The sequence below is a fragment of the Pseudomonas ovata genome (genome assembly GCF_003131185.1).
Lineage (GTDB): Bacteria > Pseudomonadota > Gammaproteobacteria > Pseudomonadales > Pseudomonadaceae > Aquipseudomonas > Aquipseudomonas ovata.
This window is the reverse complement of record NZ_QFFU01000017.1, coordinates 94,170-107,372: the sequence shown is the minus strand read 5'-3', so window position 1 is coordinate 107,372 and position 13,203 is coordinate 94,170. Positions and strand designations below refer to the sequence as shown.

12 protein-coding genes are annotated in these 13,203 nt (G+C 63.9%); 3 read left to right on the top strand and 9 right to left on the bottom strand.

Going from position 1 to position 13,203, the window contains the following annotated elements:
* The 3 genes from DGA31_RS20360 to mgrA all read left to right on the top strand — a co-directional run bounded on the left by DGA31_RS20360 (position 1) and on the right by mgrA (position 3,526).
* Positions 1–1,329 (top strand): LLM class flavin-dependent oxidoreductase, encoded by a 1,329-nt coding sequence (locus tag DGA31_RS20360; protein WP_109513761.1) that lies wholly within the window; start codon positions 1–3, stop codon positions 1,327–1,329.
* A gap of 97 nt (positions 1,330–1,426) precedes the next feature.
* The gene (locus DGA31_RS20355; protein ID WP_109513760.1) at positions 1,427–2,368 is read left to right on the top strand and encodes a sulfonate ABC transporter substrate-binding protein; all 942 of its coding nucleotides are present in this window, start codon (positions 1,427–1,429) and stop codon (positions 2,366–2,368) included.
* A 120-nt stretch (positions 2,369–2,488) separates the two neighbouring features.
* On the top strand, positions 2,489–3,526 hold the full coding sequence (gene mgrA / locus DGA31_RS20350) for an L-glyceraldehyde 3-phosphate reductase (RefSeq protein ID WP_109513759.1): 1,038 nt from the start codon (positions 2,489–2,491) through the stop codon (positions 3,524–3,526).
* On the opposite strand, the gene DGA31_RS20345 is transcribed toward mgrA, so the two are convergent.
* The 9 genes from DGA31_RS20345 to glnA all read right to left on the bottom strand — a co-directional run bounded on the left by DGA31_RS20345 (position 3,492) and on the right by glnA (position 13,106).
* Positions 3,492–3,680 (bottom strand): hypothetical protein, encoded by a 189-nt coding sequence (locus DGA31_RS20345; protein ID WP_152035062.1) that lies wholly within the window; start codon positions 3,678–3,680, stop codon positions 3,492–3,494. The two genes, mgrA and DGA31_RS20345, sit on opposite strands and share 35 nt — an antisense overlap.
* Positions 3,677–5,449 (bottom strand): amidase, encoded by a 1,773-nt coding sequence (locus DGA31_RS20340; RefSeq protein WP_056840475.1) that lies wholly within the window; start codon positions 5,447–5,449, stop codon positions 3,677–3,679. The genes DGA31_RS20345 and DGA31_RS20340 overlap by 4 nt, the downstream gene beginning before the upstream one ends.
* Positions 5,450–5,569: 120 nt before the next feature.
* Entirely contained in the window at positions 5,570–7,006 is a 1,437-nt protein-coding gene (gene ntrC / locus DGA31_RS20335; protein WP_056840476.1) for a nitrogen regulation protein NR(I), read from the bottom strand.
* Positions 7,003–8,088 carry a nitrogen regulation protein NR(II) gene (gene glnL / locus DGA31_RS20330; RefSeq protein WP_056840477.1) on the bottom strand — a complete coding sequence of 362 codons (1,086 nt, stop codon included), beginning with the start codon at positions 8,086–8,088 and terminating at the stop codon, positions 7,003–7,005. Before glnL ends, ntrC begins: the two co-directional genes overlap by 4 nt.
* A gap of 330 nt (positions 8,089–8,418) precedes the next feature.
* Complete coding sequence (locus tag DGA31_RS20325) at positions 8,419–9,012, bottom strand: DUF4124 domain-containing protein (protein WP_056840812.1); 594 nt, start codon at positions 9,010–9,012, stop codon at positions 8,419–8,421.
* 37 nt (positions 9,013–9,049) lie between these two features.
* Positions 9,050–9,571, bottom strand: coding sequence for a DUF4124 domain-containing protein (locus DGA31_RS20320; RefSeq protein WP_056840478.1), 522 nt, complete (start codon positions 9,569–9,571; stop codon positions 9,050–9,052).
* 69 nt (positions 9,572–9,640) lie between these two features.
* Positions 9,641–10,825 (bottom strand): hypothetical protein, encoded by a 1,185-nt coding sequence (locus tag DGA31_RS20315; protein ID WP_109513757.1) that lies wholly within the window; start codon positions 10,823–10,825, stop codon positions 9,641–9,643.
* Positions 10,826–10,929: 104 nt separating this feature from the next.
* Positions 10,930–11,487: a chorismate mutase gene (locus tag DGA31_RS20310; protein ID WP_109513756.1), complete on the bottom strand. Its 558-nt coding sequence runs from the start codon at positions 11,485–11,487 to the stop codon at positions 10,930–10,932.
* A gap of 212 nt (positions 11,488–11,699) precedes the next feature.
* A complete protein-coding gene (glnA, locus tag DGA31_RS20305) occupies positions 11,700–13,106 on the bottom strand; it encodes a glutamate--ammonia ligase (RefSeq protein WP_056840480.1) in 1,407 nt (468 codons plus the stop codon).
* Between the last annotated feature and the right edge of the window lie 97 nt (positions 13,107–13,203).

Here is a 13,203-nt window from a genome sequence, read left to right as displayed (position 1 = left end):
ATGAACACGCCGGCACGACAGATGAAACTGGGCGCCTTTCTCATGGCCACCGGGCACCACGTGGCGGCCTGGCGGCACCCGGACGTCCCGGCCGACGCCGGGCTCGACTTCAAGCACTACCGGCATCTGGCCGAAGTCGCGCAAGCGGCGTGCTTCGATGCGTTGTTCGTGGCCGACAGCGTGGCCGCGGCAACCGGCGAGGTGGCCAGCCGCATGGCGCGCTCTGATCACTTCGAGCCCCTGACTCTGCTTGCGGCCCTGAGCGCGGTCACCGGGCACATCGGCCTGATCGCCACGGCGACCACCACCTACAACGAGCCGTATCACGTGGCGCGTAAGTTTGCCTCACTCGATCATCTGTCCGGTGGGCGTGCGGGCTGGAACCTGGTGACCTCCGACGCCGCCGCCGAGGCGCAGAATTTCGGCCTGGACGAGCACGTCGGGCATGCCGAGCGCTACCGCCGGGCGCAGGAGTTTCACCAAGTGGTAACCGGCCTGTGGAACAGTTGGGCCGATGATGCCTTTACCCGTGACAAGGCCAGCGGTCAGTACTACGACCCGGCCAAGGTGCAGGTGCTGGACCATCATGGCGAGTTCTTCCGGGTCAGGGGGCCGCTCAATGTGGCCCGCTCGCCCCAGGGCCAGCCGGTGGTGGTGCAGGCCGGCTCGTCCGAGGTCGGCCGCGACCTGGCGGCGCGTACCGCCGAAGTGGTGTTTACCGCCCAGACATCGTTAACCTGCGCCCAGGCATTCTATGCCGATCTCAAGGGCCGGCTGGCCGCGTATGGCCGTAGCCCCGAATCGCTGAAGATCATGCCCGGCGTGCTGGTCGTGGTGGCTGAAACCGAGTCGCAGGCCCAGGCCACCTTCGAGTCGTTCCAGAACCTGGTGGAACCTGAAGTCGGGGTGGCGTTGCTGGGGCGGATGCTGGGCAATTTCGACCTGTCCGGCTACCCGCTGGACGGCCCGCTGCCCGAGCTGCCACTGACCGACAGCGGCCAGCGCAGCCGGCAGCAATTGCTCACCGCGCTGGCTCAACGCGAGGGGCTGAACCTGGCCCAACTGGGCCGCCGGATTGCCGGTGGGCGTGGGCACTACAGCCTGATCGGCACGCCCGCTCAGGTCGCCGACCAGATGCAGCTATGGTTCGAAAACGGCGCGGCCGACGGTTTCAACGTGCTGGTGCCGCATTTGCCTGGCGGACTGGAAGACGTGGCCCGCCTGCTGGTGCCTGAACTGCAACGGCGTGGCCTGTTCCGCACCGAATACGAAGGCACGACGCTGCGCGAAAATCTCGGGCTGCAGCGGCCCGCCAACCCGTTTGAATGATTGGCCCACCCATTTTCCACGCTGTCGCAGCGCCCCTGAATGGCTTGTGGGAGGCGGCTTGCCGGCGACGGCGTACTGACAGGCAAAGGATGACTTCATGAAACCACTCGCTTTTATCGCCGCCGCCCTGGCTGTCTTCAGCCTGGTGGCTAACGCTGCAGCGGCCGACCCCGACACGCTGCGCATCGGCTATCAGAAGGGCTCGATCCCGCTGGTGCTGGCCAAGGAGCACGGCCTGCTGGAAAAGCGTTTTGCCGGCACCGCGATCAAATGGATCGAATTCCCCGCCGGGCCGCAGATGCTGGAGGCGCTGAATATCGGCAGCCTGGACATCGCCTCTACCGGTGACATTCCGCCGATCTTCGCCCAGGTGGCCGGTGCCGATCTGGTGTACGTCGGCGCCGAACCGGCCAAGCCTGAGGCTGAAGTGATTCTGGTGCGCAAGGACAGCCCGCTGCGCAGCGTGGCCGAACTCAAGGGCCGCAAGGTGGCGCTGCAAAAGGGCTCCAGCGCACACAACCTGGTGCTGCGTGCGCTGCTCAAGGCCGGGCTGGGCTTCAAGGATATCCAGCCCGTCTACCTGAGCCCGGCCGATGCCCGCGCCGCATTCGAAAACGGCAGTGTCGAGGCCTGGGCCATCTGGGACCCGTACTACTCCATTGCGCTCGTCGAAGGCCAGAGCCGGTTGCTGGCCGATGGCAGCGGGCTTGGCCTGTCGGGACCGGTGTACACCGCCCGCCGCGGTTTTGCCGGGCAGCACCCGGAGTTCGTCCAGCAAGTGCTGGACGAACTGACGGCCGCCGATGATTTGACCCGCAGCCAGCGCGAACAGAGCGTGCAGATACTGAGCCGCAGCATGGGCCTGCCCGGCGAAGTGATCGGCCTGTACATCGACCATCGCCCGGTGTCGCCGGTGCTGCCGATCACGCCCGCAATCATCCAGGCGCAACAGGCGACCGCTGATCTGTTCTTCGATAACCGTTTGCTGCCCAAGCGTGTCGATATCCAGAGCGCGACCTGGCAGGTGCAACTGCGCTGACGCCATCGCGGGCAAGCCCCCTCCCACAGGAGCACGTCGGGCATCTGTTTTGTGTAGGGCGCGGTCGTGTGGGAGGCGGCTTGCCGGCGATGGGGCCATTACTTTTTTCAGGGATTTTTCATGACTTACATCGCAGCCGATAATCGCTACACCGACATGCTCTACCGCCGTACCGGCCGCAGTGGCTTGCTGCTGCCGGCCTTGTCACTGGGCCTGTGGCACAACTTCGGCGACAGCACGCCGATCGAAACCCAGCGCGCCATGCTGCGCACTGCATTTGACCTGGGCATCACCCATTTCGACCTGGCCAATAACTACGGCCCACCCTATGGCAGCGCCGAGGTGAACTTCGGCCGGCTGTTGCGCGAAGACTTCACGGCCTACCGCGACGAGTTGATCATCTCCACCAAGGCCGGCTGGGACATGTGGCCCGGTCCTTATGGTCAGGGCGGTGGCTCGCGCAAGTACGTGCTGGCCAGCCTCGACCAGAGCCTGCAACGCCTGGGGCTCGACTATGTGGATATCTTTTACTCGCACCGCTTTGACCCCGACACGCCGCTGGAAGAAACCGCCGGTGCCCTGGCCACCGCCGTGCAACAGGGCAAGGCGCTGTACATCGGCATCTCGTCGTATTCGGGCAGCAAGACCCGGGAAATGGCCGCCTTGCTCAAACAGTGGAACGTCCCGCTGCTGATCCACCAGCCGGCCTACAACCTGCTCAATCGCTGGGTGGAAAAGGACCTGCTCGACACCACCGATGAGCTGGGTGCCGGGGTCATTGCCTTTACTGCCCTGGCCCAGGGCCTGCTGTCCGACAAATACCTCAATGGCGTGCCGCAAGACGCCCGGGTCAATCGCCCCGGTGGCGGCTCGCTCAAGGCCGAGCATCTGTCGGAGCAGAACCTGGCCCATGTGCGGGCGCTCAACGAGATCGCCCGCAGCCGTGGCCAGAGCCTGGCGCAAATGGCCCTGGCCTGGACCCTGCGCGATCCGCGGGTGACGTCGGCGCTGATCGGTGCCAGCCGCCCCGAGCAGATCATCGAGAACGTCGCGGCGCTGAACAACCTGGCGTTCAGCGCCGAAGAACTGGCCGCGATCGATCGCTTTGCCGTGGAAGGAGGGATCAACCTGTGGGCCCGGCCTTCACTGGCTGAGTGAGGTGCAGGTGCGCGGTGTCGGCCGGGTAGTACAACGGCCGCAGCGGCGCCTGCCAGGCAATGCTGAAAAACACCCGGGGTGCCTGCCCGGTATCGGCCGGCAACAAGGCCGGGTTGCGCATCGGCTTCCAGGCAATGCTGTAAAAGGTGCTCATGTCCATGTTCTGCCCCGCTCAATGACCAGCGGATCGGTGGAGTCGTGCGGGGCTATGTCCCGGACCCTGGGCATGTTATCCGGGCGTTTGCTGTACAGGTCGAATCGAGGCGTCGGCGGCGCCGCATCGTGGTACTGCGGGTAGTGCGCCTGGAAATCCAGCGCGGCCTGGATAATCTGTACCTCAGCAAAGCGCGTTCCCCAGAACGCTGCGTTGATCGGCAAGGAGGCAGGCACACCGGTACGGCCATGCCCGATCGGAAAGGTCACCATCGGCCAGCCCAGCGCGTTGGGCAGATCATAGTAGGTGCGTCGTACCTGCAAACCGTTTTCAGCCCGCTCCAGGCCGAAACGCAAGCCAATGTGCGAGCCCAGCGGCATCACCAGCATGAAGTCCACGTCGTGCTCATGCAGCGCCTGATACCACACTTGCTGTTGCCGCCGTCGACGTTGGTCAGCCTCGACGATTAACGAATAAGGCACCTGCTCGATAACCGCCTTATAAAACTGTGCATTGAAATTTTTCAGCAACTCTTCACGATAAGGCGACGGGCGGCGTACGGCAAAATCGGCCACCGCTTTCCAGTAGCGCGCCTCGTATTGCACCGGATAGCTGGTCAAAGCCGCCGGTGTCAGGCGCATAAAAGGATCCGGGGTATCGAAAATAGGGCCGGCACCATAGTACGGGCGGTTCTGCGACTGCGTCATGTCGAGGCCGGGAAAATCCAGCACCCGTGCACCCAGCCCGGTCAGTTGTGCCTTGAAGCGCTCGAAGGCTTCGCGGTAATCGGTGTCATAGAGGCTGGCTGGCGGCTGGCCCAGCCCATCGGGGAACATCCAGTCGGTCTGCGGGATGCCGATGGTGATACCCGCCAACGGCGTGGGGCCCGGACGTGGTGCGCAAGGCAGTTGCAGCGCCGGGATGGGTTGCGACAGGGTCAGGGGGTCATTGAGCGGGTCCAGGCCACTGATGGCTGACAGAATCAGCGAGGCATCGCGTATCGAGCGGGCGATGGTGCCCGGTACATCCCAGCCCATGAGCAGTGGCATCAGGCCGGCGGTCGAGGCCAGGCCTAAAGAGGGCTTGATGCCACTGGCACCGTTGGCCGCCGCCGGGGTGATCAGCGAGCCGCCGGTTTCTGCGGCCAGCGCACCGGCACACAGGCGTGCGACCGGGGCAATGCCGGAGCCGGAACTGGAGCCACCAGGCACCCGGGTCGGGTCCCAGGCATTGGCACCGAAATCGCCATGCACGCTGCCGGAGTATTCCGAGCAGATGGTATGGCCCAGCAACACTGCCCCCTGTTCGCGCAGACGGGCGACGATGGTGGCATCGTGGTGAGCAACATTGGTGTCGAAGGCGTGGGTGCCGTTCTTGCTTTCACGCCCGCAGATCGCCATGACGTCCTTGAACCCCAACGCGATCCCGCACAGCACCGGGGCTGGTCCGCGTGGATCATCAGGGTTGTTCAGCCATAGGTCAGCCCAGCGAGCCTGGCTCAGCGCCTCTTGGGCATCGATGCGCACAAAGGCATTGAAGCCGCCATTGTCGTCGTACACCTCGAACGGTCCGTTGAGTTCGTAGATCCGTGCCAGGTAGGCAATGGTCACTTGCTCGGCGCTCAGTTCGCCGGTGCGAAACAGCACCGCCATCTCAGCGATTTCATAGTCGACGATGCGGTTGCGCAATCGAAAGGACGCGCGCGGCGGCAGGCAGGCCAGCAGTCGCGCATTGATTTCCCGCAGTTCGGGGAAGGGGGTGTACTCCATCACGATCAACTCCTTGAAGCCCTGGAAGACAAGGCTGTTTCAAGGAGCTAATCAGCGAATGTGGCGGGCGTAAACTGGCAAAAATACCAGTCCGGCCTCGAAGGCCGCGACCCGCCTTCGTCAGCTGTCTTCGCCGTCGTCATCGTCGCTGCCGTCGACCTTCATGCCCAGTTCCTTGATCTTGCGGGTCAAGGTGTTGCGGCCCCAGCCCAGCAGCACGGCGGCATCGCGACGACGACCGGCGGTGTGCTTGAGCGCGGTCTCGATCATGATCCGTTCGAAGGCCGGCACGGCACTGTCGAGCAGGTTGGACTGCCCGCGTGACAAGGCCTGGTCGGCCCACTGGCGCAGGGCCTGCTCCCAGTTGGTGACCGGGGCGGCGTCCTGCGGGACGTTGAGCAGTTCCGGTGGCAGGTCGCTGATGTGCACTTCGCGGCCCGAGGCCATGACCGTGATCCAGCGGCAGGTGTTTTCCAGCTGCCGCACGTTGCCCGGCCACGGCAGGTGCTTGAGGTATTCCTCGGTCTCGGTCTTGAGCAGCTTGGGTTCCACCGCCAGTTCCAGCGCCGCGCGGCTGAGAAAGTGCCGGGCCAGGGTCGGGATGTCTTCACGACGGTCCGACAGGCGCGGAATGTGGATGCGGATCACGTTCAGGCGGTGGAACAGGTCTTCGCGGAACTTGCCGGCCTGCACCAGGGTTTCAAGGTTCTGGTGGGTGGCGGCGATGATGCGCACGTCGACCTTGACCGGCGTGTGACCGCCGACCCGGTAGAACTCGCCATCGGCCAGCACGCGCAGCAGGCGGGTCTGGGTGTCGGCCGGCATGTCACCGATTTCGTCGAGAAACAGCGTGCCGCCATCGGCCTGTTCGAAGCGGCCGCGGCGCAGGTTGGCCGCGCCGGTGAAGGCGCCTTTCTCGTGGCCGAACAGCTCCGACTCCATCAGGTCCTTGGGGATGGCCGCCATGTTCAGGGCAATGAACGGTGCCACGGCACGCGGGCTGTGGCGATGCAGGGCGTGGGCCACCAGCTCCTTGCCAGTGCCGGACTCGCCGTTGATCAGCACGGTGATGTTGGAGTGGCTCAGGCGCCCGATGGCACGAAACACTTCCTGCATCGCCGGCGCTTCGCCGATGATTTCCGGGGTGCGGGCCACCACCTGCGGCACGTCCAGGCCCTGTTGTTCCTGGGCGTGCTGGTTGGCGCGCTTGACCAGCGAGACGGCTTCGTCGACATCGAACGGCTTGGGCAGGTACTCGAAGGCACCGCCCTGATAGGACGCCACGGCGCTGTCGAGGTCCGAATGCGCGGTCATGATGATCACCGGCAGGCGCGGGTGCTCTTCACGAATGCGCGCCAGCAGGTCCAGGCCACTGGCGCCGGGCATGCGGATGTCGGAAATGATCACGTCCGGCTGCTGGCGGGCCAGGCGGCTCATGACGCCATCGGCGCTGTCGAAGCTCTGCGTGGTCATGCCTTCCTGTTGCAGGGCTTTTTCCAGCACCCAGCGGATGGAACGATCGTCATCTACGATCCAGACAGTTTCACTACGGCTCATGTCGAAGCGGCTCCTTGTTCCAGCGGCAGGAAGATCGAGAAGTTGGTATGGCCAGGATGGCTTTCACACTCGATCAGGCCCTGGTGCTGGCTGATGATGTTCTGGGTAATGGCCAGGCCCAGCCCGGTACCGTCGGGGCGGCCGCTGACCATCGGGTAGAAGATGGTTTCCTGAAGCTCGGCCGGGATGCCGGGGCCGTTGTCGATGATCTCGACCTTGGTGACCAGCCGGTGGCGGATATGGCCGATGGTGAACTGACGCATGGCCCGGCTGCGCAACGTGATACGTCCCAGGCGCAGCTCGTTCTGGCTGTTGATGGCCTGCATGGCGTTGCGCACGATATTGAGCACGGCCTGGATCATTTGCTCGCGGTCGATCAGTACGTCGGGAATGCTGGGGTCATAGTCGCGCACCAGAGTGATGCGTCCCTGGCTTTCGGCATCGACCAGGCTGCAGACGCGTTCGAGCACTTCATGGATATTGGTCGAGGCCAGCGACGGCAGCTTGTTGGAGCCCAGCATGCGGTCGACCAGATTACGCAGGCGGTCGGCCTCCTCGATGATGACGTTGGTGTAGTCCTTGAGGCTCTCTTCGGGCAGCTCGCGGGCCAGCAACTGGGCCGCTCCGCGAATCCCGCCCAGCGGGTTCTTGATCTCGTGGGCCAGGCCGCGCACCAGCATCTTGGTGGTTTCCTGCTTGGACAGCTGGGCCTCTTCCTTGGTGATGCGCAGCAGGCGATCACGCGGGTGAACCTCAAGCAGCAGCAGGGTTTCGCCTTTGTTCAGGATCGGCGTGACGGCGTAGTCGACGGTCAGGGTCTGGCCGGTCAGGGCCGTGAGCATGGCTTCGCGCTTGGTGAACGGGTGCGCATGCTCCACGGCCTGGCGCAGCGAACTGAGGGCTTCGGCGGACTCGGTGAATAGTTCGCTGATGAACTGCCCGTGGCTGCGCTGGCCACTGATGGCAAGCAGCATTTCTGCGGCGGGATTCATGTACTCAAGGCGCAAGTCGGCGTTGAGCAGGATCGTCGCAGTGGTCAGATTGTCGAGTAACAATCGGTGCAGCGCGTCGCTGATAGTCATGAATCCGGGTGACCTCTTTTGGCACAGGGCAATCGCGAAAGGTGAATGCTGGGAGGATTTGCCAGCCTGCGCACCTTCACTGAAACAATGCGTAACGGAATGCTGTGCTGGATGAAGTTGCAAGAACCAAACCAAGGCTCCGAAAAGAAGCGCGTTTTCCACAAAAACCGGGCTTTTTTCGTGCTCTTGTTGTTTGGCAGCGACTTTGGATGGACAAAATTGAACCGAATCAGGGCCAGGGCCCGGTGCGCCGGATTATTTATGCACCAGTTTAGTGCCTTGCAATATTTTTGCGCAGGGCGCCGCTGCTGGAGCGCAGGGGCCGGCCTATCAGAAAAAGGGCAGCCAGCGGCTCTTCTGCTCTGGCTTGTCCTTGAGCGGGCATTCCGGGCGGACGCCGTATTCGGGCAGTTGGCAGGGGTTGGTCTGGCGTTTCTGCGCCAGGGAGATGCGTTGCAGGTGAAAGGGCTGGCTGGGGGTCTTTTCCAGCAGCCGGCCGTTGCGGTCGAGGATTTCCACCGACAATTGATGCGTGCCCCGGTCAATGTGGCTCAGCGGGAAGACCGGGCTGCGCCCCGGTTCGGCAACCGGCTGGCCGTCGAGCAGCAGGCGATACACATGACCTTCCTGCAACGCCGGGTCGCTGTTGACCGTCACGATCAGGTTGCCCTCGGCATTGCGCACGGTGGTATCGGGCTCGGGCACCAGAATGCGCAGCAGGGAGTAAGGCACTGCCGGCTTGCCTGGCTGAGGTGCCGCTGCCGGACTGATCTTGACGCGGCGGGTCGGCGGCGTGCCGGTCATGGTGTTGCTCGGAGCCACCTCCACGCGCTTGGCATTCTTGCGTGGCTGGTCGGTGAATACGCGGTTGCCCTGGGCGTCGGTGTAGGTATAGATCTCGGCCAGCGCCGGGCCTGCGCTCATCAGCACGCACAGCAACAAGAAATGCGACAGGTTCACCTCAGGACCCGCCCACGGCCGCGCGCATGATGCTCAGCGTCACCTCAGGGCTCTGCTGGATGATCCGCCGGGCGTCTTGCACCAGCACCGCAAAGCGATGCTCGCCGCGATCGATGTTGACCACCTGCAGGCGCGGCAGGTTGCTGGGCTGGCCGTAGGGTTCGCCGTCGACCAGCAGTTGCAGGCGATGGCCCGGTTGCAGGCGCGGCTGCACCCGTACGCTGAGCGTGAAGGTGCCGTCGTTGGCGCGAATGATGGCGTCGGCTGGCAGGTCGGTCAGTTCCAGTTGGTCATAGCTGGCCTGTTGCGCCGGAGTCTGTGGCGCATTCTGGCTGGGCGGCGGCGCTACCGGAGGCTGGGCCTCAATGCTGTTGAGCGGCTTGAGTTCGACGGTCTCGGCCCGGGTGCCATCGGGTGGCTGGCTGCTGTAGGCGGTATTGCCGTTGGCATCGGTGTACTTGTAGATCTGCGCCAGGGCAGGTACGCAGATCAACAGCAGCAGGCAGGCGAGATAACGGCGCATGGACTTCTCGGCATCAAGGGGCGCGATGGACGCTCAGCATAATGCACATCGGCGCACATTGCGTGGGCCTCAGTAGTGGCGTGCCCGGTCGAACCAGCCCTGCGCCATCGCCTCGGTCACGCCCAGGCGCAGGGCATCCTTGCTCTGGCTGAGCTGCCAGACCGCTTCGCCGAGGTCTTCGCGTTCGCCGGTTTCGATGTTCTTGAAGGCATTGAATCGGCAGGCAAAGGTGCTGATGGCGGTTTCGGCCTGTGTCAGGTCCTGTGCCTCGGCCAACTGCGCCAGGGCCTGGTCGAACGCCTGGTTGGCCAGGGTGGCCTGCCGCTTGGGCCAGGCCGAAAAGGGACGGCCGAACTCGCTTTGCCACCACGCAGCGCTGCGCAACTGGCTGACCGCTGCATGCCCGGCCCAGGCCCGCACCTTGCTGCGCGCCTTGAGTTGCTGGCGCAGGCGCTTGCCGGCCTCGGCCTCGACATTGAAGGCCACGAAATGCTCCAGTTGCGGCCAGTGATCGAGCATGGGCAGCCCGTCCAGCGTCGGCATGAAGCGCAGGTTCAGGGTGCTCAGGTCGCGATGGCTGGCCAGTTGCTCAAGGTCACAGAAGTGCCCGTACAGGCTCAGCGACCTGAGATGGCTAAAGCGTTCCAGGCCCCTGAGTGAAACCGGCTGCACCATCGGGCCGTTATGCAGTGACAGGGTGTCGACCTGATGCAGGGCGCCCAGGTCAGGTAGCTCAAAAGGCGCGGCGGTGCGGCGGGCGAGGGTGGTGGGCGCAAGGTCCAGGCTGTCGGGCAGGTCGCCGTCAACGCTCAGGCGTGTCAGGTCGCCCTTGAGGCTCAGGTGCCGGTGAGCGCCGCCGGTCTGTTGTCCGGGTAACGTCAGTTGCAGGTGAGCACCCGGCGCGCTCAGGTCCACGGCCAGGATTTGAATCGTACTGTGGCGGGCATCGATCCGGGTGTCTTGCGTGAGGATCGGCGTCCAGCGCAGGGTTTCGATCGGCCGCTGGCAGGCCCAGGCGAACACGCCGCTGTCGCTGCCGGTGTACTGCAGCACACGGGGCCAGGGCGAGCCGGCCGGCGTGCTGAAGGCATCGAACACGTGCCAGTCCGGCGTTTCGTGTGCCTCGACATGCAGGTCGGCCTGCTTGCCTTGCGAAGCCGGCCCGATGCGCAGCAGGCCGACGCCCGGCTCCCGGGTCAGGGTATGGCTGGCGGGACCGGTCAGGTCGAGGGTGTGCTGCATGTCTTTGGTCATGGCCGCCACGATAACGCCTGTACAACGAAAAAGGCCACCCGCAGGTTGATGCCGATCAGTCAAATAAGCCGCGCCAGCGCAGGCGAGGCCCGGCCGAATACAAATCAAGGGTCGGTGGCACATACCTCGGCAGTGGCCAGGACCAGCGCCTGGGCATGGACCGGATCGCCGGGAAGCAGTCCGAGGCCTGCGCTCAGCCAGCGCCTGCACGCAGGGGCTGCCTGGAAAGGTTGAACGTCTGCATAGGACTGAAGCAGTTGTGTCTGCAAGCGGTCGAGTTCAGGGCGGATGTCCTGCGCCAGGTCCTGCCTGGGGGTGTCCGGTGCCCGGCCTGCCGTGCGCCATTGGCTGAGTCGTGCATTCTGCACCTGCTTGCTGGCCTCGATCTGGGCACGGAACAACCGCTCGACCCTGTCGGGATCCAGGTTGAATGCCGGCGCACGGGCCCTGGCGTTGGCGATGACCTGCCGCTCACGCGCCGCGTCCTCGACGGCCTTGCCGCTGTCCCATTTGCTCAAGGCAACCTGATCGGCCAGGGCCAGGCGCCCATGAATGGCCTGCAAGAGCGGCCCCATGGCCGTGCTGCCCGGTTCCGTTGCCTGGGCGAAGGTGAAAGGCAGGTGCATCAAGGCCAGGAGTGCAGTCGCTAGCGGCAGGCGCATGGGGTCTCTCGTGTCAGCGTGGTTGAGGGCTGCGCGCAGGTGTCGATTCATGCCGGCACCGGTGCGCACTGCAAGACTGCCAGAGAGCCGCACAGCGCCAGCGGTAGATATGTACCGCGTCTGGGGCGGCGGGTGTGTGTATGTGCCAGAAACGAAAAAGGCCACCCGAAGGTGACCTTGTTCGTTACGCAGGACAAGCCCGCGCGGTGCAATCAGCAGCTGTAGTACAGATCGTATTCCAGCGGGTGTACGAAGGTGCGGACCTTGATTTCTTCGTGGCTCTTCAGCTCGATGTAGGCATCGATGAAGTCGTCGGAGAACACGCCGCCCTTGGTCAGGAATGCACGGCCCTTGTCCAGCTCTTCCAGGGCTTCTTTCAGGCTGCCGCAAACCTGTGGAATCTCTTTGGCCTCTTCAGGCGGCAGGTCATACAGGTTCTTGTCGGCGGCATCGCCTGGGTGGATCTTGTTCTGGATACCGTCCAGGCCTGCCATCAGCAGGGCAGCGAAGGCCAGGTACGGGTTGGCAGCCGGATCCGGGAAACGGGCTTCGATACGACGGCCGCGCGGGCTGGAGACGTAAGGAATACGGATCGAGGCCGAGCGGTTACGGGCCGAGTAGGCCAGCATGACCGGGGCTTCGAAGCCTGGCACCAGACGCTTGTAGGAGTTGGTGGCCGGGTTGGTGAAGCCGTTCAGGGCCTTGCCGTGCTTGATGATACCGCCGATGAAGTACAGGGCAGTGTCGGACAGGCCGGCATAGCCTTCGCCGGCGAAGGTGTTCTTGCCGTCTTTGGCGATCGACATGTGCACGTGCATGCCCGAACCGTTGTCGCCGTACAGGGGCTTGGGCATGAAGGTGGCGGTACGGCCATAGGCGTCGGCCACGTTGTGGACAACGTACTTCAGGGTCTGGACTTCGTCAGCCTTCTTGACCAGCGTGTTGAATTTCACGCCGATTTCGTTCTGGCCGGCCGTGGCCACTTCGTGGTGGTGCACTTCGACGAACTGGCCCATTTCTTCCAGTGCGTTGCACATGGCAGTACGGATTTCGTGGTCGTGGTCGACCGGTGGCACCGGGAAGTAGCCGCCCTTGACGCCTGGACGGTGGCCCTTGTTGCCGCCTTCGACGTCCTGGTCAGTCATCCACGAGCCTTGCTCGGAGAAGATCTTGAACATGGAGCCGGAGATGTCGGACTTGTACTTGACCGAGTCGAAGATGAAGAATTCAGGCTCTGGACCGACGAACACGGTGTCGCCGATGCCGGTGGTCTTGAGGTATTCCTCGGCACGGTGAGCGATGGCGCGCGGGTCGCGGTCATAGCCCTGCATGGTCGACGGTTCGATGATGTCGCAGACCAGGATCAGGGTCGGCTCTTCGGTGAACGGGTCCAGTACGGCCGAGTCGTCGTCCGGCAGCAGGATCATGTCGGAGGCTTCGATGCCTTTCCAGCCTTCGATGGAGGAACCGTCGAACATCTTGCCGACTTCAAAGAAGTCGTCGTCCAGCGCATCGCGCGCCGGCATGGTGACGTGCTGCTGCTTGCCCTTGGTATCGGTGAAGCGCAGATCAATCCATTTAACGTCATGATCTTTGATGAGTTGAACCGACTTCGACATGGTGTCCTCCGGGTGACTTGAGGCCGCTGCTTGGTGTTGGCCCCGACGATTTGGGTGATGCACGGCGCAGAATACTCTGCCATGGCAACCTGCCTCA

Excerpts from the sequence above, each read along its gene's own strand:
- glnL (WP_056840477.1), bottom strand. The coding sequence starts at position 8,088 with ATGACTATCAGCGACGCGCTGCACCGATTGTTACTCGACAATCTGACC.
- DGA31_RS20315 (WP_109513757.1), bottom strand. The coding sequence starts at position 10,825 with ATGACCAAAGACATGCAGCACACCCTCGACCTGACCGGTCCCGCCAGC.
- DGA31_RS20325 (WP_056840812.1), bottom strand. The coding sequence starts at position 9,012 with ATGAGCGCAGGCCCGGCGCTGGCCGAGATCTATACCTACACCGACGCC.
- glnA (WP_056840480.1), bottom strand. The coding sequence starts at position 13,106 with ATGTCGAAGTCGGTTCAACTCATCAAAGATCATGACGTTAAATGGATT.
- mgrA (WP_109513759.1), top strand. The coding sequence starts at position 2,489 with ATGACTTACATCGCAGCCGATAATCGCTACACCGACATGCTCTACCGC.
- DGA31_RS20360 (WP_109513761.1), top strand. The coding sequence starts at position 1 with ATGAACACGCCGGCACGACAGATGAAACTGGGCGCCTTTCTCATGGCC.
- DGA31_RS20345 (WP_152035062.1), bottom strand. The coding sequence starts at position 3,680 with ATGAGCACCTTTTACAGCATTGCCTGGAAGCCGATGCGCAACCCGGCC.
- ntrC (WP_056840476.1), bottom strand. The coding sequence starts at position 7,006 with ATGAGCCGTAGTGAAACTGTCTGGATCGTAGATGACGATCGTTCCATC.
- DGA31_RS20340 (WP_056840475.1), bottom strand. The coding sequence starts at position 5,449 with ATGGAGTACACCCCCTTCCCCGAACTGCGGGAAATCAATGCGCGACTG.
- DGA31_RS20310 (WP_109513756.1), bottom strand. The coding sequence starts at position 11,487 with ATGCGCCTGCCGCTAGCGACTGCACTCCTGGCCTTGATGCACCTGCCT.
- DGA31_RS20320 (WP_056840478.1), bottom strand. The coding sequence starts at position 9,571 with ATGCGCCGTTATCTCGCCTGCCTGCTGCTGTTGATCTGCGTACCTGCC.
- DGA31_RS20355 (WP_109513760.1), top strand. The coding sequence starts at position 1,427 with ATGAAACCACTCGCTTTTATCGCCGCCGCCCTGGCTGTCTTCAGCCTG.